At 63.4% G+C, this 18,869-nt stretch carries 18 protein-coding genes; 8 read left to right on the top strand and 10 right to left on the bottom strand.

The window, feature by feature from the left end:
* Nucleotides 1-10: 10 nt before the first annotated feature.
* The 4 genes from PATSB16_RS02105 to PATSB16_RS02090 all read right to left on the bottom strand — a co-directional run bounded on the left by PATSB16_RS02105 (nt 11) and on the right by PATSB16_RS02090 (nt 1,886).
* The gene (locus PATSB16_RS02105; protein WP_047212415.1) at nt 11-361 is read right to left on the bottom strand and encodes a cupredoxin domain-containing protein; all 351 of its coding nucleotides are present in this window, start codon (nt 359-361) and stop codon (nt 11-13) included.
* 69 nt (nt 362-430) lie between these two features.
* Entirely contained in the window at nt 431-970 is a 540-nt protein-coding gene (locus PATSB16_RS02100; RefSeq protein WP_047212414.1) for an iron transporter, read from the bottom strand.
* 152 nt (nt 971-1,122) lie between these two features.
* The gene (locus tag PATSB16_RS02095) at nt 1,123-1,320 is read right to left on the bottom strand and encodes a hypothetical protein (protein ID WP_047212413.1); all 198 of its coding nucleotides are present in this window, start codon (nt 1,318-1,320) and stop codon (nt 1,123-1,125) included.
* A 110-nt stretch (nt 1,321-1,430) separates the two neighbouring features.
* On the bottom strand, nt 1,431-1,886 hold the full coding sequence (locus PATSB16_RS02090) for an Lrp/AsnC family transcriptional regulator (protein WP_418303890.1): 456 nt from the start codon (nt 1,884-1,886) through the stop codon (nt 1,431-1,433).
* A gap of 170 nt (nt 1,887-2,056) precedes the next feature.
* Here PATSB16_RS02090 and PATSB16_RS02085 point away from each other — a divergent pair, with 170 nt between their 5' ends.
* Nucleotides 2,057-3,160, top strand: a complete 1,104-nt coding sequence (locus tag PATSB16_RS02085; protein ID WP_047212411.1) for a saccharopine dehydrogenase family protein — start codon at nt 2,057-2,059, stop codon at nt 3,158-3,160.
* Nucleotides 3,161-3,172: 12 nt separating this feature from the next.
* Here the strand turns inward: PATSB16_RS02085 and PATSB16_RS02080 are convergent, their stop codons facing one another.
* Nucleotides 3,173-3,820, bottom strand: coding sequence for a phosphatase PAP2 family protein (locus PATSB16_RS02080; RefSeq protein ID WP_083566642.1), 648 nt, complete (start codon nt 3,818-3,820; stop codon nt 3,173-3,175).
* Nucleotides 3,821-4,192: 372 nt separating this feature from the next.
* Here PATSB16_RS02080 and PATSB16_RS02075 point away from each other — a divergent pair, with 372 nt between their 5' ends.
* Together PATSB16_RS02075 and PATSB16_RS02070 are read left to right on the top strand one after the other, a co-directional pair.
* A complete protein-coding gene (locus tag PATSB16_RS02075; protein ID WP_047212410.1) occupies nt 4,193-4,477 on the top strand; it encodes a hypothetical protein in 285 nt (94 codons plus the stop codon).
* 13 nt (nt 4,478-4,490) lie between these two features.
* Nucleotides 4,491-5,387 (top strand): lipid A biosynthesis lauroyl acyltransferase, encoded by an 897-nt coding sequence (locus PATSB16_RS02070; RefSeq protein ID WP_047212409.1) that lies wholly within the window; start codon nt 4,491-4,493, stop codon nt 5,385-5,387.
* Nucleotides 5,388-5,409: 22 nt separating this feature from the next.
* On the opposite strand, the gene PATSB16_RS02065 is transcribed toward PATSB16_RS02070, so the two are convergent.
* Nucleotides 5,410-5,760, bottom strand: a complete 351-nt coding sequence (locus PATSB16_RS02065; protein WP_083566641.1) for a DUF2288 domain-containing protein — start codon at nt 5,758-5,760, stop codon at nt 5,410-5,412.
* Nucleotides 5,761-6,082: 322 nt separating this feature from the next.
* Here PATSB16_RS02065 and PATSB16_RS02060 point away from each other — a divergent pair, with 322 nt between their 5' ends.
* From PATSB16_RS02060 to PATSB16_RS02040, 5 genes are read left to right on the top strand one after another with little or no spacing between them, the layout of a single operon-like run.
* On the top strand, nt 6,083-7,594 hold the full coding sequence (locus PATSB16_RS02060) for an efflux transporter outer membrane subunit (RefSeq protein WP_047212407.1): 1,512 nt from the start codon (nt 6,083-6,085) through the stop codon (nt 7,592-7,594).
* Complete coding sequence (locus tag PATSB16_RS02055) at nt 7,591-8,664, top strand: HlyD family secretion protein (protein WP_047212406.1); 1,074 nt, start codon at nt 7,591-7,593, stop codon at nt 8,662-8,664. Before PATSB16_RS02060 ends, PATSB16_RS02055 begins: the two co-directional genes overlap by 4 nt.
* On the top strand, nt 8,661-11,411 hold the full coding sequence (gene rbbA / locus PATSB16_RS02050; RefSeq protein WP_047212405.1) for a ribosome-associated ATPase/putative transporter RbbA: 2,751 nt from the start codon (nt 8,661-8,663) through the stop codon (nt 11,409-11,411). Before PATSB16_RS02055 ends, rbbA begins: the two co-directional genes overlap by 4 nt.
* A 2-nt stretch (nt 11,412-11,413) precedes the next feature.
* Nucleotides 11,414-12,538 (top strand): ABC transporter permease, encoded by a 1,125-nt coding sequence (locus PATSB16_RS02045; protein ID WP_047216191.1) that lies wholly within the window; start codon nt 11,414-11,416, stop codon nt 12,536-12,538.
* A gap of 30 nt (nt 12,539-12,568) precedes the next feature.
* Nucleotides 12,569-13,189 (top strand): hypothetical protein, encoded by a 621-nt coding sequence (locus tag PATSB16_RS02040; protein ID WP_047212404.1) that lies wholly within the window; start codon nt 12,569-12,571, stop codon nt 13,187-13,189.
* A gap of 13 nt (nt 13,190-13,202) precedes the next feature.
* Here the strand turns inward: PATSB16_RS02040 and PATSB16_RS02035 are convergent, their stop codons facing one another.
* The 4 genes from PATSB16_RS02035 to PATSB16_RS02020 form a co-directional block, all read right to left on the bottom strand.
* Nucleotides 13,203-15,803 (bottom strand): cation-translocating P-type ATPase, encoded by a 2,601-nt coding sequence (locus PATSB16_RS02035; RefSeq protein WP_047216190.1) that lies wholly within the window; start codon nt 15,801-15,803, stop codon nt 13,203-13,205.
* A gap of 53 nt (nt 15,804-15,856) precedes the next feature.
* A complete protein-coding gene (locus PATSB16_RS02030; protein ID WP_206093661.1) occupies nt 15,857-16,873 on the bottom strand; it encodes a sodium:calcium antiporter in 1,017 nt (338 codons plus the stop codon).
* A 99-nt stretch (nt 16,874-16,972) separates the two neighbouring features.
* A complete protein-coding gene (locus PATSB16_RS02025; protein ID WP_237170280.1) occupies nt 16,973-17,734 on the bottom strand; it encodes a hypothetical protein in 762 nt (253 codons plus the stop codon).
* Between the two features lie 154 nt (nt 17,735-17,888).
* The gene (locus PATSB16_RS02020; RefSeq protein ID WP_047212402.1) at nt 17,889-18,827 is read right to left on the bottom strand and encodes a LysR family transcriptional regulator; all 939 of its coding nucleotides are present in this window, start codon (nt 18,825-18,827) and stop codon (nt 17,889-17,891) included.
* Nucleotides 18,828-18,869: the final 42 nt, after the last annotated feature.

The following is an 18,869-nucleotide window of genomic DNA, read 5'->3' as shown; positions in this document are numbered from 1 at the left end:
GCACCGGCGCTTATTTGGCGACAATCACACCTTGCGCCGTCTGCATGTGGAAATCGTCGAAAAACTTGTATTCGCCGGGCGACAGCGGCGCAATCACGACAAACGATTGCGCGCCGGGAGCCAGCACCTTCTCCTTGCGCAACTGGATGCTCTCGAACTCCACCGCCGATTTGCCGGTGTTGTGAACCTCGATCTTGATCCGCTTGCCGGCCGGCACCTCGATCCTGGCTGGATTGAGCTTGCCGTCCTGCATCTCCAGCCGGAACGTCGGCAAATCGGCGGCGCCCGCCGGCGCCATGCCAGCCAGCAGGCAAACCAGTGCACCGCTCGCGACGGCCAGACGGCCCACACGCTTAATCATTTAACTCACTCCCATGCAAGCGGCGCCGGGCGCGCCGCGGTTGGCTGCGGCGCGCCCGGCGCCGAACTGTCAATAACCGCCCTTTTTGCCTATGCCCGCGAACACAAAGTCGTACGAGGTGGTGAAAGGCTTGAACCACGGACCGACACCGGTTTCCTTATCGACGTGGCGGCCGAAATGCGCATGCTCATTGGCCGACGGCGGCAGCACCGTGAGTTTGAGGTTGTACTTGCCCGGGCCCATGAGCTTGACGTTGTCGCCGTAGTGCGGCCCATCGCTCGCGACCATCGGCATCAAGTCACCCTTGAGCACCTGCTTGCTGCCCTGCTTGGTCAATTCGAACTTGACCACCAGGTACGGCATCCAGTCGCCCTCGGCAAAACCGTTCGGATTGTTCTTGACCGCGTGGATATCGGCTTCGAGGTGGATGTCCGAGTCCTCCGCCTTGCGCATCATGCCCGGAGGATCCATCGTTACCGGCTGCAGATAAACCGCCGCGACTTCCATGCCTCCGGCAATCTGAGGTTTGCCGATCGGATATTCGGCGGCCTGAACCGTGGCCATGGCGCCAATCAGGCAAGCGGAGACAACCCATGAAGCAATTCGCATACGCACTCCCAAAAGAAAATGTTAATAGTAACTATTCTCAATTCGGAAGTGTAGCACCAAGGTAAATGGAAGACAAACCTCTTGCTCTGATGAGTCCTGATTGGCACATCGACCGCCGCCCGCGTCACACCGTACGACGGTCTCAGGCGAAATTACTGTGCCTGACTGGCGGTCCCAGGCGCAGTCTGGCCGGTACCGGCGGCGCTTGTCGCGTAGCCGGCACTTTGCGCGTCGTACTCGCGCTTGCTGCGCAACGCCAGGAACAGCAGACTGCCGATCAGCAGCAGAATGAACACCACGACAAAGATCGTGAAGCCCTTGGTGTTATCGGTTTTCTGATTGTCGTTCATGACCGGAGGGTGGGGGGATGTGCACGCGGTCCGCGACGGATCGTCGGCTGGCGCACGGGGTGGATGGACGGACGTCATGCTACTCCAATTACCCCGCCCACGCACCCGCGTCAGGGCAGCACCGTGCCGCGATCGATCTTGCGCGCCAGCACCACCGACGTGGTGGTCTTGGTCACGCCGTCGATCTCGCCGATTTCATCGAGCAGCGCATCCAGCTGTTCGGGCGAGGCCGTGTGCAGCCATGCCACATAATCGAATTCGCCGCTGACCGTGCACAGCAGGTGAATTTCAGGCATTTTCGACAGACGGCGCAACACATCGGCGCCGGCCCGTGGCTGCAGCGAGATGCCGACGCAGGCCTGTAGCCCCCCGCCGGGCATGTCCTGGCTAAGGCGAACGGTATAACCGGCAATCACGCCATGACGCTCGAGCCGGCTCAGGCGAGCCAGCACGGTGGTGCGCGCGACCCCGAGACGACGTGCCAGATTGGCGGCGCTCTCCCGCGCATTGACGCGCAGTTGCGCGAGCAGATTGCGGTCGAGTTCATCCAGCGTGAGGGAAGTCATGGCCATCGCAGCGCTCCAATTGACGATTCGACAAAAAATCCTGTCATAAGTCCATCATAGCCGAGCATATCGTCGAAATCATCCTACATTTCATCGCACTTCCTTTCTACACTGAGCACAAGCCGTCATGCCGTGCCTCGTCGTCATGGCGGGAAGAAAAGGAGATCGCCATGAGAGTCGCACTGCTTGGCGCCGGCCATATCGGCCGCGCAATCGCCCGCATCCTCGCCGCCAGCGGCGACTATCACGTCACCTTGATGGACCGCGATGCCACGGCGCTATCGGCTGCCGCCGAATCGCTCAAGCAAGGCCAGGCCATGCAACCGTTGGCGCTGGATCGGCCCGACGTGCTGCGCGAGGCATTGGCCGGACACGACGCGCTCGTCAATGCCCTGCCCTATTCGCTGGCGGTTCACGTGGCAACCCAGGCCGCGGCAGCCGGCTGCCATTACTTCGATCTGACCGAAGACGTTGCCGCCACGCATGCGATTACCCGTCTGGCAGCGAACGCGCGCACCGCCTTCATGCCGCAATGCGGGTTGGCGCCGGGCTTTATTTCGATCGTCGCGCACGACATGGCCTCACGCTTCGACGCCGTGCAGGATCTGAAGCTGCGCGTGGGCGCCTTGCCGGCCTTTCCGACCAACTCGCTCAAATACAACCTGACCTGGAGCGTCGACGGCCTCATCAACGAGTACTGTCGCCCTTGCGAGGCAATTCGCGACGGCGAGCCGATCACCCTGCTGCCGCTCGAGGGCATGGAGCACTTTTCGCTCGATGGCGTCGAATACGAAGCGTTCAATACCTCGGGTGGACTCGGCACGCTGTGCGACACGCTGGCCGGCAAAGTACGCAACCTCGATTACAAATCGGTCCGGTACCCCGGCCATCGGGCCCTGATGAGCGTGCTGCTCGACGAGCTCCAGCTCAAGTCAGATCCGGAGAATCTCAAGGGAATTTTGCGCCGCGCGGTGCCATCGACCATGCAGGACGTCGTGCTGGTGTTCGTCACCGCCGAAGGCTTGCGCAACGGCGCGCTCACGCAGGAAGTGTTCGCTCGGAAAATCTTCGCCGAGCACGACCGCGGACACACCGCCAGCGCGATCCAGATTGCCACCGCCGCAGGCGTGTGCGCCGCTCTCGACCTGTTCCGCGAGGGGAGATTGCCACAGCACGGATTGATCCGTCAGGAGCAGATCACGCTGCCTGAGTTCCTGTCCAATCGGTTCGGACGCGTCTACGCGCAGTCGTCCCATATCGAGTCGATTTCATGAGACGCGCGAGCGCTATGAATGGACCTGGCGACGGGCCAGCCAAACGGTGAAGCAGCCGGTGGCCGTGCCCAGAAACGCGCCGGCGATCACGTCGCTCAGCCAGTGGTAATTGGCGCCGAGCTGGCCGACCGCGGTCAGCATGATGAGCAGCAGATACAGCCAGCGCCAACGTGGATGGCGCAGCCACAACACGCTGCAACAAGCCAGCATCACGCTGAGATGGCCGGAGGGAAACGATGCGTAGGCGCGATCCCAGCCGGCGAACCAGTGAAAGCCGAAGGCGCCGTCGCGAATGAATGACGGGTTATTGTTGATCCAGGTCTCGGGCCAGGTGCGCCCGGCGATCACCTTCAAACCATTCTTGATCAGCATCACCAGCGCCACACTCCCCGAGCAAAGCGCCAGGCTCGCCCACGCGCCATCGAAGCGGCGACGCCACAGCGATACTGCGCCGGCCAGCAACAGGCCCGGCCATGCGAGCACAAACAGCGGATCCGGAATCTGGCTCAAGCGAATCACCAGCGGATTACCGTAAGTCGTGCGATGCACCCAGTTCGACAACGGGCGATCGAGCCAGAGAATGGATACGCCCACCAGTACCGCACAGGCCAGCAAGGACAAAAGCCACACTAGAGCGCGACGCTCGGCAAGCCTGGACATGGGGCGCCCCGATCGGGAAATCTCGAAAGCGCGAGTTTAACCAAACATCATGTCAGCGTTAAGTCCGGAGTACGCGAGCAATATGGACCGCATCTCGGGCGCCGTCCGATAGTTTCAATTGTGTTGCCAATCCCGGGCAATCGATGCAGAATGGCGCGGCTGTCGGCCTCCGCCCGCCATTCGTGGCAGCGGTCTGCCAACGCCCCGCCCCGCACGCTCCGCCAGATTGTCGTGCGAATGCGCAAACAGCCCGCCATGGGCCACACCCACAACCTGCGCTCTTCCGAATTTTGACCGCCCGCGGCGCGATGCGCGGCGCGGGCCCATTGTCGGCCGATCGACACCCCGCACGGGGCACACGGAGCTTCCGTCATGTTCACTACCGTCTTGCCGATTTACAAAGGTTTCGAAATCCAGGCGCTGGTCTACCCCAATCGCAGCGCCGACGGCAGCAAGCCCCGGCATTCGGAGGGGTATGACGTCGCCGTCAAGCTGATCCGCGCTGGCGCGGAACCTACGCAAGCCAACAGCCGCGTATTCAAGCTTTCGCCTGCCACCGTGTTCAGCGCATTCGGCGAAGCCAAGCGCGCAGCGGAGGCACACGGGCGCGGCATCATCGACGGCCAGGTGCCCAACGAGACGATCGCCGATCTGTAGGCTGGCTCGGCCCATGGTAGCCATCGGGCGGCTCACGAAGCGAATCGGATTCGCGTTTGCGCTGGGGTTGCTGCGCATTCTTGCGTTGATGCCTTACGGTGTCTCGGCACGACTCGGCAGCGCCTTGGGGACACTCCTTTACAGGATTCCGAGCTCACGCAAGCGCATCGTTCACACGAATCTGCGGCTTTGTTTCCCGAACCGCAGTGAGCAGGAATACGAGCGACTTGCGTTGGCAAACTTTCGCCATGTGATCCGCAGTTATGTCGAGCGCGGGATCCAGTGGTTCGGCAGCCGGCGCGCCATCGGCAAGCTGGTGAGCGTCGAGAGCGCCATCGATTTGAGCGAAGCCGATCCGCCGCCGACCATTTACATGGGCTTTCATTTCGTGGCGATCGAGGCGGGCTCGATGATGTATTCGTTAACCAACCCGATTGCCTCGCTCTACACGCCCATGTCGAGCCAACTCGTCGATCAATTGGCAAAACGACAACGTGGCAGGTTCGGCGCGGAGATGATTTCGCGCGCCGACAGCGCGCGCAGGACATTGGCGACATTGAAGCGCGGCAAACCGGTGATGCTCGCCGCCGACATGGACCACGGCCATCGCGACTCGCTGTTCGTGCCGTTCTTCGGCGTGCCGGCCTGCACCCTGACATCGATCGCTCGCCTGGCCAGGGCCAGCGGCGCCCGGGTCGTGCCATTCGTGACCGAAGTGCTGCCCGACTACCAGGGTTACAAGATGACGATTTTCGCCGCGCTGGCCGACTATCCGAGTCATGACCTCCAGGACGACGCGCGCCGCATGAACGCGTTTCTCGAAGAGCAGGTGAGCCGCATGCCAGAGCAGTACTACTGGGTCCATCGCCGCTTCAAAACGCGCCCGCACGGCGAGCCGTCCGTCTATTGATGATCGATAGCGCTGTGGGGACTCACGCCTGGCGCTCCTGCACCAGCACCCACGGTGACACCACCACGGCCCACAGCGACGGCGAGCGGCCGGCAAAATCGGCGGCGGTGTCGGCCGACATCCGCTCGATCAGACCGCCGGCCAGCCACCTTGCCACCTGCTCGGACGCATCGCTGGCGATCGCCTCGGCGACCGACACCAGGTCGAGTTCGCGCCCGACGTGCAGCAGTACGCCGCGCGCGAAAAATTTCTCCAGTTCACGCCATTCAATGCGCGCGGTCTCGCCGAGCAACTGAAGATAAAGCGGGCTGGGTTGTTCCACGACAGGTCCTTGCCGCGCCACGCGGCGCGTACAGAATAAGACAGCGTGCATTGTAGCGCGCCGGGCGGCAGCCAGTGGCCGGCCGCCGCCCCCGGACCTGCCCGTGGTGCGCCGGCGCGAGAATGCCACTCTCGGGTCGTAGTCCGATGTTTTCGCACCGCTGCCGGCTGGCCCCAGACACGGGAGAGTGCCGCAGCGCAGCAACTTCATTGACAAATATCATGACCGGCCAACACCGCTCGGCTATAAACGAGCTATCCGGCATCGCCAAGCCGGGCCGGCCGTTGACGCCGCGCACCGGGCCCGGAACCGCGCGCTTCGAGTGCCCGGCCCGCCGCGGCACCACAACCGATCACTGCAAACCACACTCACCATGCGACGAGGCATTCCGTCTCCTGGCAAATTGCCACGGCAGGGCCCTGCGCCCGGCGCACGCGCATCGCTTGCCGCGGCGCTGATCGTTTTGCTGGCCGCGTGTGCCGGATGCACCTCGTTGGTACCGCCTTACGAGCGCCCGCCGCTGCCGGTGCCCAACCGCTACCCGGTCGATACCACGCCGCCGAATCAAGCCGCCGCGGCCCCGATCGACTGGCGCGACTATTTCGTCGACACCGATTTGCAGGCCGTCATCGGCCAGGCCCTGGCGCACAACCGCGACCTGCGCGTGGCCGCGCAGCGCGTGCAAGAGGCACGCGCCGCCTACGGCGTGCGCGCCGCAGACCAATTGCCCACCATTGCCGGTGGCGCAACCTACGCTCGCTTTCACGCGCCTGGCGGCATTCTGAGCAGTCAGCCATTGACCGCCAGCCTGTACGATCTGACCTTGACGCAAAGCAGTTGGGAGCTCGATTTCTGGGGTCGTGTGCGCAGCCTCAAGGAAGCGGCGCTCGAACTATTTCTTGCCAGCACCGCGGCGCGCCGGGCCGTCAGGCTCAGTTTGATCGCGCAGGTGGCCGACGACTTTCTGGTGCTGCGCGAACTGGACGAGCGCATCGCGCTGACACAGCAGACCATTGCCAGCCGCCGGGCATCGCTGCACATCTTTCGACGTCGCTACGAGGTCGGCGCGATCTCGAAACTGGACTTCACGCAAGCGGAGATCCTGTTGCAGCAGGCACAGTCGTTATCGGCGCAGCTGGAACAGTCACGCGCGCTGGCCGCTCACGCCCTGGATTTGCTGGTCGGCGCGCCGGCGGCTCTGCGGCCAGCCCAATACTCGCTCAATGACGACAGCGTACTGCCGCCTGGCGCCGGCTTGCCCTCGGATCTGCTGGAGAACCGCCCGGATATCGTCGCCGCCGAACATCAATTGCGCGCGGCACATGCGGATATCGGTGCGGCCAGGGCCGCCTTTTTCCCGCGCATCGCACTGACGAGCACGTTTGGCGCCGGCAGCACCGCGCTGGGGGATCTGTTCTCGGGCGGCAGCGCCATCTGGAGCTTCGTGCCCAGCCTGTCGGTACCGATTTTCGATGCCGGCCGCAATCGCAGCAATCTGGCGCTGGCGCGCGCGCGAGAAAAGGAGGCCGTAGCGCAATACGAAAAGTCCATTCAGGCGGCATTTCGCGACGTGGCCGACGCCCTGGCCAAGGCGCACTGGCTAAGCGAGCGCATCCGCATCGAACGCGACACGCTGGCCTCGCAAACGGAACGGGCGCGCCTGGCCAAGCTGCGCTATGACAGTGGCGCAGCGCCGTTTCTCGAAGTGCTCGATGCACAGCGGGATATGCTCACCGCGCAGCAGCAATTGATCCAGACGCGCCGCGCTCTGCTCGAGAGCCGCGTCGCGCTTTTTGTCGCTCTCGGGGGCGATGCGTCCCGCGCCGACCACGCCAGCGGCCCGAGCCGCCATGACTCGCCAAACCAACGGGGCGTCTCGCCATGACTTCCATTAATCGAAAATTCCTATTGCTTGCGATCCTGCTGGCGGCGGCCGCAGCTGGCGGCTACTACGCGTGGCAGCAGTGGCGCGATGGTAACCGTACCGCGGGCCTGGTCAGCGGCAATGGCCGCATCGAAGCGACCGAGATCGACGTGGCGACCAAGCTCCCAGGGCGAGTGGACGCAATTCTCGTGAACGAGGGAGATTTCGTGAAAGCGGGGCAACTGCTGGCCAGGATGCAAGTGCAGGTGCTCGAGGCGCAACTGGACGAGGCGCGCGCGCGGGCTCAACAGGCCGCCGACACCGTACTGGCCATGCAAGCCCAGGTCGCGCAGCGCCAGAGCGACAAAGCAGTCGCACAGGCGGTGGTCGCGCAGCGCAAAAGCGAACTGGACGCAGCTCAGCGCCGGCTCGCCCGCTCGCAAACGCTGTCTCGCGAAGGCGCATCTTCGCTGCAGGAACTCGACGACGATCGCGCCAGGGTGCGCAGCGTGCAGGCTGCCGTCGGTGCGGCCACAGCCCAGGTCGCCGCCGCGCAGGCCGCCATCGATGCGGCCCGCGCCCAGCTGGTAGGAGCGCGCTCGGCCGTGCAAGCCGCGCAGGCCACTGTCGCGCGCGTGCAAGCCGACATCGTCGACAGCCAACTGACCGCGCCCCGGGACGGGCGCGTTCAGTATCGGGTAGCCGAACCCGGAGAAGTGCTGCCGGCCGGCGGCAAAGTGCTCAATATGGTCGATCTGTCGGACGTCTACATTACGTTCTTCCTGCCCGAGACAGTCGCGGGACGCGTGGCACAGGGCGCCGAGGTGCGCGTGATCCTCGACGCGGCGCCCGAATACGTGTTGCCCGCGCGCGTCACGTTCGTCTCGAGTACCGCCCAATTCACACCCAAAACGGTGGAAACCGCCAGTGAACGGCAAAAACTGATGTTCAGGGTCAAGGCGCGCCTCGATCCGGATCTGCTGCGGCGACACCTCTCTCAAGTGAAAACCGGCCTGCCGGGCGTGGCCTGGGTCAAAGTCGATCCGAAGGTCGCCTGGCCGGCCAGTCTGGCGCTGAAGGTTCCGCAGTGAACACCGCCGCGCCCAGCCAGCCGGTGGTCCGATTCCGCGACACTGGCCTGCGCTACGGCAAAACCATCGCGCTCGACAATGTCACGCTCGACATACCCGCGGCTGCCATCGTCGGTGTGATCGGACCCGACGGTGTCGGCAAATCGAGTCTGCTCGCGCTGGCCGCCGGCGCCCGCGTCATTCAGCGGGGCCACGTCCAGACGCTGGGCGGCGACATGAAATCGCGGCATCACCGCGAAAACGTCTGCCCGCGTATTGCCTATATGCCCCAGGGGCTGGGTAAAAACCTGTATCCGACCCTATCGGTCGAGGAAAACCTGCGATTCTTTGCGCGCCTGTTCGGCCATGGCGCGGCCGAGCAGCGCCGCCGCATCGACGCACTCACGCGCAGCACCGGCCTGTACCCGTTTCTGGGGCGCCCGGCGAGCAAACTCTCCGGAGGGATGAAACAGAAGCTCGGCCTGTGTTGCGCGCTGATTCACGACCCGGATCTTCTGATCCTGGACGAACCGACCACCGGGGTCGACCCACTGGCGCGCGCGCAATTCTGGGATTTGATCGCGCAGATTCGTACCGCTCGCCCACAAATGAGCGTGATCGTATCGACTGCCTACATGGACGAGGCGCAACGCTTCGATCTCTTGGTGGCGATGGATGCCGGCCGGGTGCTGGCGACCGGCACGCCGCAGGCGCTGCTCGCCCAAACCGGCGCGGCCTCGCTGGAGACAGCGTTCATCGAGTTGCTGCCGCCGGCGCGCCGAGAGGGCCATGTTCGCCCATCGGCGAGTCGCGCGCAGGCATTGCAGAACGCCGACATCGCGGTCGAGGCGCGCGATTTGACCATGCGCTTCGGCGACTTCGTCGCGGTCGATCGCGTCACTTTCCAGATCAGGCGTGGCGAGATTTTCGGCTTTATCGGCTCCAACGGCTGCGGCAAATCGACCACCATGAAAATGCTGACCGGCCTGCTGCCGGCCAGCGGCGGGTCGGCGCGGCTGCTCGGACAGGAAGTCGCCCCCGAGGACATCGACACGCGCCGGCGGGTCGGCTACATGTCGCAGACCTTCTCGCTGTATGGCGAGCTGACGGTACGCCAGAATCTCGCGCTGCACGCGCGCCTGTTCAATGTGCCGCCGGCGCAGATCACCGGTCGGGTGGCCGACATGTCGGCACGCTTCGGCCTGAGCGACGTGCTCGATGTCTTGCCTGAGCGCCTGCCGCTGGGGGTGCGCCAACGCCTGTCGCTGGCCGTGGCCATGGTGCACCAGCCAGAGTTGCTGATACTCGACGAACCGACCTCGGGCGTCGACCCCATCGCGCGGGACAACTTCTGGCAGTTGATGATCAAGCTGGCCCATCGGGACCGGGTGACGATCTTCATATCGACGCACATGATGAACGAAGCCGAGCGGTGCGACCGGATTTCGCTGATGCATGCCGGGCGCGTCCTGGCCAGCGGCACGCCCGGCGAGCTGATCCAGGCCCGCGGCGCCGCATCGCTGGAGCAGGCATTCATCGATTACCTGAGCGAGGCGATCGGCCAGTCGACCGGCGGGGAGATCGCTCCGCCGGCGGCGATCGACGCGCCCGCGGCAGCCACTGAGGAGGCTGCGCGGCGTCAGCGTTTCAGCCCGGCGCGCGCGCTGGCCTATATGTGGCGCGAAGCCCTGGAATTGCGGCGCGATCCGCTGCGCGCGGCGCTGGCCCTGCTCGGCTCGCTCGTGCTGATGTTTGTGATCGGCTTTGGGATCAGTCTGGACGTCGAACACCTGAGCTTCGCCGTGCTCGATCGGGACCACACCGAACTGAGCCGCGATTACGTATCGAGCCTCGCGGGCTCACGCTACTTTCGCGAACAGGCCCCGCTGTCGAGCTATCGCGATCTCGACAGCCGCATGCGCAGCGGCCGGCTATCGCTGGCCATCGAAATTCCGCCCGGTTTCTCGCGCGACCTGCGGCGCGGCACCCCCGCTCAGATCGGCGTGTGGATCGACGGCGCCATGCCGCAGCGCGCCGAGACGATTCGTGGCTATGTTCTGGGCATGCATCAAACCTGGCTGCTCGATCAGGCCCTGCACCGGCTCGGTGCCGCGCCATCCTCGCCGCTCGACATAGAAACGCGCTTTCGCTATAACCCGGACGTCAAGAGCATGCCGGCCATGGTGCCCACCGTCATCCCCCTATTGCTGATGATGCTGCCTTCGATGCTCACCGCGCTGGCGGTAGTGCGCGAGCGCGAACTCGGCTCGATCATCAATTTCTATGTCACGCCGGTCACCCGCGGCGAATTCCTGCTCGGCAAGCAGGTTCCCTACGTCGCCCTGGCCATGCTGAACTTCCTGCTGATGACCTTGCTGGCCAGATACGCGTTCGGCGTGCCGGTCAAGGGCAGCTTTGCGACCCTGTTCGCAGCCGCGCTGATCTTCAATATCATCTCGACCGGCTTCGGGTTGCTGGCGTCGACCTTCACGCGCAGCCAGGTCGCTGCGATGTTCTTTACCCTGATCGGCACGCTGATACCCGCGGTCGAGTTCTCCGGCATGATCAATCCCCTGTCGTCGCTGGAGGGCGGCGGACGACTGATCGGAATGGTCTACCCCACGACCTACATGTTCACCATCAGTCGCGGCGTGATCAACAAGGCCTTGGGGTTCGGCGACCTGCACGCTCAATTCTGGCCGCTGCTCGCCGCCGTGCCGGTCGTGCTTGGCGCCACGCTCCTGTTGCTCAGAAAGCAGGAGAAATGATCATGCGCAGGCTATCGAACATCTACCGGCTGGGCCTGAAGGAATTCTGGAGCTTGCTGCGCGACCCCTTCCTGCTGGTACTCATTGTCTATACGTTCACCGCGGCGATCTATGCAGCCGCCACCGCGCAGCCCGATACGCTGCACCTGGCCCCCATCGCGATCGTCGACGAGGATGCCTCGCCGCTATCGACGCGCATTGCGGCGGCATTCTTTCCGCCGCAATTCAAGGCACCGTTGATGATTACGCCGGCCCAGGTGGACCGCGGTCTGGATGCGGGCGACTATACTTTCGCGCTCGACATTCCGCCCCACTTCCAGCGCGACATCCTCGCCGGCAAGTCCGCCCAGATTCAGCTCAACGTCGACGCCACGCGCATGAGCCAGGCATTCACGGGCAGCGGATACATTCAGCAGATCGTCAGCAGCGAGGTCGATGCGTTTCTTCAGCACTACCGCGCCACCACGGCGCCGCCAGTCGATCTGGCGGTACACATGCGTTTCAATCCGAATCTCGACCATTCGTGGTTCGGCGCACTGATGGAAGTCATCAACAACATCACCATGCTTTCCATCATTTTGACTGGCGCGGCGCTCATCCGCGAGCGCGAGCACGGCACCATCGAGCACCTGCTGGTCATGCCGGTGACTCCCGTCGAGATCATGCTGGCCAAGGTATGGTCGATGGGTCTGGTGGTGCTGGTGGCCGCCGCATTTTCTCTGACTTTCGTGGTGCGCGGCGCGCTGCACGTACCGATCGAAGGCTCGATGGCGCTGTTCCTGCTGGGCGCCGCACTGCATCTGTTCGCCACCACGTCGATGGGCATTCTGATGGCGACACTGGCACGCAGCATGCCCCAGTTCGGCATGCTCATGGTGCTGGTGCTGCTTCCCATGGAGATGCTCTCCGGCGGCCTCACACCCCGCGAGAGCATGCCGGCGATCGTGCGAGATATCATGCTTGCCGCACCCACGACGCATTTCGTCGAAGTGGGACAGGCAATCCTGTACCGCGGCGCGGGCATCGATGTCGTCTGGAAGCCGTTTCTCGCCTTGCTGGTCATCGGGTCGGTGCTGTTTGCCATTTCCCTGCGGCGCTTTCGCCGCTCCCTGAGCCAAATTGCATAGCGGCGCCCAAGCGGGCCCAGGAGACTTCCCTTGACTGCCGTCGCCGAACTCTTCCTCGCCGTTTTTCTGCTCAACGTCATCCCGGCCTTCGCGCCGCCGACATGGATGGCGATGTCGTGGATCGGCTTCCATCAGCCCGAGCGCAACCCGCTGCTGCTGGCCATCGTCGCCGCCAGCGCCGCGACAACCGGGCGCCTGCTGCTCGCACGCAGCTCGACATGGCTGGTGCGGGGTCATCTGATGCGCGAGGCCGACCGGCAAAACATCGACGTCGTCAAGGTATGGCTCGAAAAAAGAAAGGCGGTAACGGCCGCCGCGCTCCTGCTGTACGCCTTCAGTCCGTTTCCATCGAACTACCTGTTCATCGCCTATGGCCTGACCAGGATGCGCCTGTGGCTTATCGCCGTGCCGTTCTTTTTCGGGCGCCTCGCAAGCTACGCCGCCTGGGCGCATTTCGCCCAGCTCGCTCACGCTTACCTCGACACCGAAACACGTCTCGAAGGCAAATACCTGGGTGGGTACTTTATCGTTACCCAGCTTATCTTTCTCGGACTGATATTTCTGCTGACACGTATTGATTGGGATCTCGCCATCAGCGAGCACCGGCTGCGCCTGCGGCGTCCGAGGATGCCGCGCGACGGCTCTGACTGACGCGCCTGCTCTATCACTGGTAGATCCAGCGCCGGCGTATCAGCCATTTCTCGATCTCGACAAAGCCGAATACGACGCTTGAGAGGCACAGGCACACAAGCAGCTCCGGCAACGTCAGCGGCACCGTCTTGAAGACCGTGTTCATCACCGGCACATAGATCACCAGCAATTGCAGGGCAATGGTGAGCAGCACGGCGCCCAACAGCGGCCGGTTGGAGCCGAGCCCCTGTTGAAACAATGAGATCCGCTCCGAGCGGATCGCCAGTACGTGCCCCATTTGCGAGAGTGCCAGCACCGTGAACGTCATGGTTTGCCAATGCGCGCTTCCCAGGTGAATGGCGCCGGCCTGGGTCAACAGGGATATGCCCGACATCAGAAGACTCACCCACACGATGTGTTGCCACAGGCCATGCGCGAACAGGCTCTCATCGGGCGCGCGGGGCGGCCTTCGCATCGCTCCCTGCTCCGCCGGCTCCGCCGCCAGGGCCAGTCCGGGAAGGCCGTCGGTGACCAGATTGATCCATAGAATGTGAATCGGCAGCAGCGGAAGCGGCAGGCCCATCACGGGGGCGAGCGCAATCACCCAGATTTCGGCGGCGTTGCAAGCCAGCGCGTAGCGGATGAACTTCCGAATATTGTCGAAAATGCGCCGCCCTTCTTCCACCGCCGCCACGATGGAGGCAAAATTATCGTCCAGCAGTACCACGCTGGCTGCCTCACGAGCGACGTCGGTGCCCGTTTTCCCCATCGCCACGCCGATATCCGCGCAGGCGAGTGCGGGCGCATCGTTGACGCCGTCGCCGGTCATCGCGACGTACTTGCCGCTTGCCTGTATGGCTTGCACAATGCGGATTTTCTGCGTCGGATCGACCCTCGCGTACACCTTGGTTTCGTCGATCATCGCCGCCAACTGCGCGTCCGAGGCAGCGCTAAGCTCCCGACCGGTCAGCACCCGGTCGCCGTCGCCGAGTATGCCAAGCGATCTGGCAATTGCCTGTGCTGTCACGGGGTGATCTCCGGTAATCATCACTGGCGTAATGCCGGCCGCCTTGCAGGTCGCCACGGCCGCCCTCGCCTCGGGACGAGGCGGATCCTCCATGCCGACAAAGCCGAGCAATGTGAGGCCCTGCTCGATTGTGTCGCTCTCGTCGGTATCGGGCAATGTCACCCAGTGACGAGACGCAACGGCGAGCACGCGCAGCCCGTCGGCGGCCATCGCGCGAGCGGCGGCCAACAGGGCTGGCCGGTCGATTGCCTCGCCCTTGCGCCCAGCCACGTCGACGCAACGCGCCATCACGATTTCCGGGGCGCCCTTGGTGTAAGCGACAAAGTCCGCGCCAGCGCGATGTACCGTGGTCATCCGTTTGCGCTCCGAATCGAACGGCAACTCGAGACAGCGCGGCATCTGTTGTTCCAACGCCTGCTTATCGAACCCGGCTTCACGGGCGACCCGCCACATTGCAATCTCCGTCGGGTCGCCAATCGGCGCGTCGCTTGCGTCACGCCCGGCATCGTTGCATAGGGCTGCCGCCGTCAGCAACTGCGCGCGCGGGTTGCCGCCGTCGCTTTGGTCCGGCTGGCGACGACGCTCGCCGATCGCACAGAGCTCCACCACGCGCATCTCGTTTTGCGTCAATGTGCCCGTCTTGTCGGTGCAGATATAGCTCACCGACCCCAGCGTCTCGACTGCCGGCAATCGCCTCACCAGCGCAGCCCTGCGAGCCATTGCGCGCGCGCCAAGCGCCAGCATCACGGTCACCACGGCCGGTAGCGCCTCGGGAATCGCCGCCACCGCAAGACTCAGCGCGGTGAGCGTCATCAGCAACACCGGTTCGCCCCGGACGATGCCTACGGCGAAAATCAGCGCACAGATGACCAGCACGCCGAGCGCCAACTGCCGGCCGAACACGGAGAGACGTTTTTGCAGGGGCGTCGGGGCCGTCGGCACCGCATCGAGCAGCGCTGCGATTTTGCCTATTTCCGTCTGCATGCCCGTGGACACTACAACGCCGCGCGCGCGCCCGTAGGTCACGACAGTGCCCTTGAACAACATATTGGCGCGATCGGCCAGCGGCAGCATCGCGTCGCTTAGCGCGACGGTGATTTTTTCGACTGGAATCGCCTCACCGGTCAGCACGGCCTCGCTCGCCCGAAGTCCCGGCGCCTCGGCCAGGCGCAGATCGGCCGGCACCACCGCCCCGGCATCCAGCAGGACGATATCGCCAGGCACGATTTCGGCCGCCGCCACCGTCGCATGCTGCCCGTCTCGCACGACCGTCGCCTTGTAGGCGCCCAGCTGCTTCAGTTCAGCCATCGCCCGCTCGGCGCGGAAATCCTGGAAAAAGCCGATGACGCCGTTGAGCAATACGATCATCAGAATCACCGCGGCGTCCTCGATGTCACCGATGAGACCGGATACGATTGCCGCGGCAAACAGAAACAGGATCAGGACGTCGGAGAACTGCGCGGCTATCATTGCTGCGACGCTGCGCCGCCGCGCCTCGGCGATCTCGTTGCGACCGTGCTCAAGCAGACGGCTCGCCGCCTGCTCGTGCCCGAGCCCCCGTGCGATATCCGACCCGAGCCGCCTGGCGGCGGTCTCGGCACTTTGCATGTGCCATGTCGCAATGGCGTCATCCGGGGGCGTCAAATCGGGGTCGCTCGGCATCACTCGTAATGGACGTAAAGGACGTACGAATTAATCAGATACATGACAAACAGGCCAAAACTGATCCAGCCAATCGCACCGAAAAGCCGCTTCCTGGGTCGATATAGCAAGCCAACGATGGCGATGCCTGTCATGATCATGGCGGACAGCGCTGATACGGCATGGATCGGCGACACATGGGACAGGATGGGGCCCTTCGTATAAAGAATGTCGTCCACCGCAACGATCGCCATGTCGAACAGATTGCTGCCCAGGAGATTGGCAATCGCCATGTCCAGGGCGCCAAGGCGAAATGCGGATACCGTAACCGCAAGCTCCGGTAACGATGTCACCGCCGCCACGAGCAAAGTGCCGACGAACGTCGTTCTCCATCCCATGGTGTCGGCGAGCGTGCCCGCCACGAACGGCAGCCAAACGCCTGCAGCAACAATGAAGGCGGCACCGATCGCATAGTGAAGCAGGGCCCTTTTCAGGGTCAATTGCGGATAGCGTTCGGCGATTTCCTCGACATAATCCGCGCGATGCTCCTTCTCGTAGGAGAAAACGGTTCGCATTGCCAGCGCATACAAAATGACAATCACGAAGGTGTAGCTGCCGACGTGCCCAACGCCGAGCCCAATGCCGCTGCGATCGAGCAGCACATTCAGACCCACCACCCCGATCAGCACTACGCCGAATCCGGCTGACAACACGTGGCCGACGCGTGCCCGGCGATACACGCTCTCGCCCCGCTGCAGAAAATCCAGCACGACCAGAATGGCCAGATTGAAAACGCAACTCCCCAATGCATCGCCCACCGCGATGTCCGGCATGGTTGCAATCGTCACCGCACTGGCACCAATCACCAACTCCGGCAACGACGTTACGGATGCCAGAAGTATCAGTCCGACCCAACTGCCGGACATCCCGCACTTCTCCGCAATGACGTCGCCGCTGCGGCACAGCGCCGGCCCCGCGATTCCGATGGTCAGGACACAAATCGCGAATTGCATCCAGATGGTTATGGCAGTAGTCAAAACGGAATATCCTGTTTCAGGCAGCGCGGCCCCTGTTGGCTTTCACAAGCCGGAGCCGGAGCGCACACGAGTTGCCCGGCGCCAGCGTCCAAGCGGGCGCTACTTACCTGCGACGACCCGAACGTGGGCACGTCGTAGCGCCTGGTACACCCGTATCCTCCTTGCCAGCGGCCACCAATCGTAGAGGAAAATTTGCATCGGCCGCCACATGGCTACCCAACCGGCAATGGTCAGGCTCTCTCGGGCAATTGCGAAGGGTGTCGCTGAACCCAGCTTGGACACCGCCTGCGCGGCAATCAAGCATGTCGTTACAAAGACCAGGCCGATCAACAGGCTTGCGCGACCTCGCTTGAGCAGCATTTTGAGGTCGCGCCGCACCACACCTGTCTTGTATTCGAAGAAGTTATGAATCGCTTCAGTCAAGAGGGCACCCGGATCCAACTCCGCCGGCATCTTCTCAAGGTGGATCGTAATATGCAGCCGACTCTTCGCGGGAAATCCGAACGCCCAGGTCTCGATGAAAGACTCGGCGTCGCGATCGAGATCCTTATTGAGAAATGGCGTTGGATCCATCGAATTGAACAATTGTGCAAATTCTCGCACTCGCAACTCAAGATGGTGGAGGGGTGACTGAGTTCTTTTCATAGTATCCAGGCGAACAGCGCGTTCGCCGCCTGGTTGCTTCGTGGATCCGGCCGGACGGCTCCACCCGGCTATGAAGGCCGTCGGACTGCCCGCGATCATCCGCGCCGAGCGGCGGCCATGCGTGGCGTTGACGACCGCAACCTCACGCGCCTCATAGACATCAGCGCAATGCCTTACTCCACCGACATTCATCAGTCCGTTGAAGCCATGGCACATGCGCGGGGCGTGCCTCGAATAATTGCTCCCTTATCATGATAGAGACCACTCCGTCGCGCCCTATTGACCGATGTCAAGGCTCAGCAAGCGCCGTTGGCGCGTCATCGCAACACGGCGACGCATCGAAACCGGTCGCCGTCGGGCGCGATTGTCTTCACTGCGGCCCTTCCTGCGCGGGGCTGACGGCCCTCGCCATCAACCCGTCCAATGCCCTCGGGCGATAGCGGTTAGGGGCCGTGATCGCATAAAAATTTTCCGTCAGTTCGGTGGAAACGCCCACCACCACCAAACGCCCGGTGCGCAATTCATCCTGCACCACGACCTCCGGCAAAAGCGTGAGCCAGTCACTGTCCCGGGCAACCAGCCGCAACATCGCCATGTCGTCGACCTCGGCGCGTATGCGCGGCTCCACCGCCGCGCTCGCGCACAGCGCATCGAACTGCGCCCTGACCGCATGGCGCACGCCGGGCACCGCCATCTCCACGCCATGCAATCCGTTAGGAATATTTAATTGGTGGCCTTGCCAGATTTCTGCCCGACCGACCACCGACATCGGCTGGCTGCCCAGCCGCTGGCAGTGCAGCGGCTGCTCCGGGTCGGCCGGTACCGCCTCGTTGGCCAGCACCACGTCGAGTTGATGGTGCTGCAGCCGGTCCAGCAACCCGCCGAGCAACCCCGACTCCAGCGTCAATGCCACGGACGGGTCGGTCAGCAGCGGGCGCAGCCAGTTTTCCTGATAGTTGCGGGACAGCGTTGCGACGCTGCCCACCCGCAACCGGGTGACGCCTTCGCTGCTGCCGCTCAGGCGCCCCAGCATCTCGGCACCCAGATCGAAAATGCCGTCGGCGTACGTCGCTACCAGATGGCCGGTGTCGGTGAGTTTGAGGCGCCGGCCCTCGCGCTCGAACAAAGGCTGCCCCAGACGCTCCTCCAACTGCCGGATTTGCGCGGACAGCGCCGACTGCGAGACGTGCAGTTGTTTGGCGGTGCGGCTGAGATGGCCCGACCGGGCAACGCACCAGAAATAGAAAAGGTGGTGGAAATTCAAGCGGTCGACGCTGAATCGTTCTATTTTAATTTCGTTTATGTTCATATTTATCTATTTTACAGAACATTTGTCGCGGTGCAATATTCT

Source organism: Pandoraea thiooxydans (assembly GCF_001931675.1).
Lineage (GTDB): Bacteria > Pseudomonadota > Gammaproteobacteria > Burkholderiales > Burkholderiaceae > Pandoraea > Pandoraea thiooxydans.
The sequence above is the reverse complement of the archived record's forward strand: the minus strand, read 5'-3'. Positions and strand labels throughout refer to the sequence as shown.

Coding starts and splice junctions, on each gene's coding strand:
- PATSB16_RS02060 (WP_047212407.1), top strand. CDS start 6,083: ATGCGACGAGGCATTCCGTCTCCTGGCAAATTGCCACGGCAGGGCCCT.
- PATSB16_RS02085 (WP_047212411.1), top strand. CDS start 2,057: ATGAGAGTCGCACTGCTTGGCGCCGGCCATATCGGCCGCGCAATCGCC.
- PATSB16_RS02070 (WP_047212409.1), top strand. CDS start 4,491: ATGGTAGCCATCGGGCGGCTCACGAAGCGAATCGGATTCGCGTTTGCG.
- PATSB16_RS02020 (WP_047212402.1), bottom strand. CDS start 18,827: ATGAACATAAACGAAATTAAAATAGAACGATTCAGCGTCGACCGCTTG.
- PATSB16_RS02045 (WP_047216191.1), top strand. CDS start 11,414: ATGCGCAGGCTATCGAACATCTACCGGCTGGGCCTGAAGGAATTCTGG.
- PATSB16_RS02090 (WP_418303890.1), bottom strand. CDS start 1,886: ATGACTTCCCTCACGCTGGATGAACTCGACCGCAATCTGCTCGCGCAA.
- PATSB16_RS02055 (WP_047212406.1), top strand. CDS start 7,591: ATGACTTCCATTAATCGAAAATTCCTATTGCTTGCGATCCTGCTGGCG.
- PATSB16_RS02035 (WP_047216190.1), bottom strand. CDS start 15,803: ATGCAAAGTGCCGAGACCGCCGCCAGGCGGCTCGGGTCGGATATCGCA.
- PATSB16_RS02075 (WP_047212410.1), top strand. CDS start 4,193: ATGTTCACTACCGTCTTGCCGATTTACAAAGGTTTCGAAATCCAGGCG.
- PATSB16_RS02065 (WP_083566641.1), bottom strand. CDS start 5,760: ATGCACGCTGTCTTATTCTGTACGCGCCGCGTGGCGCGGCAAGGACCT.
- PATSB16_RS02105 (WP_047212415.1), bottom strand. CDS start 361: ATGATTAAGCGTGTGGGCCGTCTGGCCGTCGCGAGCGGTGCACTGGTT.
- PATSB16_RS02025 (WP_237170280.1), bottom strand. CDS start 17,734: ATGTGCCATGGCTTCAACGGACTGATGAATGTCGGTGGAGTAAGGCAT.
- PATSB16_RS02095 (WP_047212413.1), bottom strand. CDS start 1,320: ATGAACGACAATCAGAAAACCGATAACACCAAGGGCTTCACGATCTTT.
- PATSB16_RS02080 (WP_083566642.1), bottom strand. CDS start 3,820: ATGTCCAGGCTTGCCGAGCGTCGCGCTCTAGTGTGGCTTTTGTCCTTG.
- PATSB16_RS02100 (WP_047212414.1), bottom strand. CDS start 970: ATGCGAATTGCTTCATGGGTTGTCTCCGCTTGCCTGATTGGCGCCATG.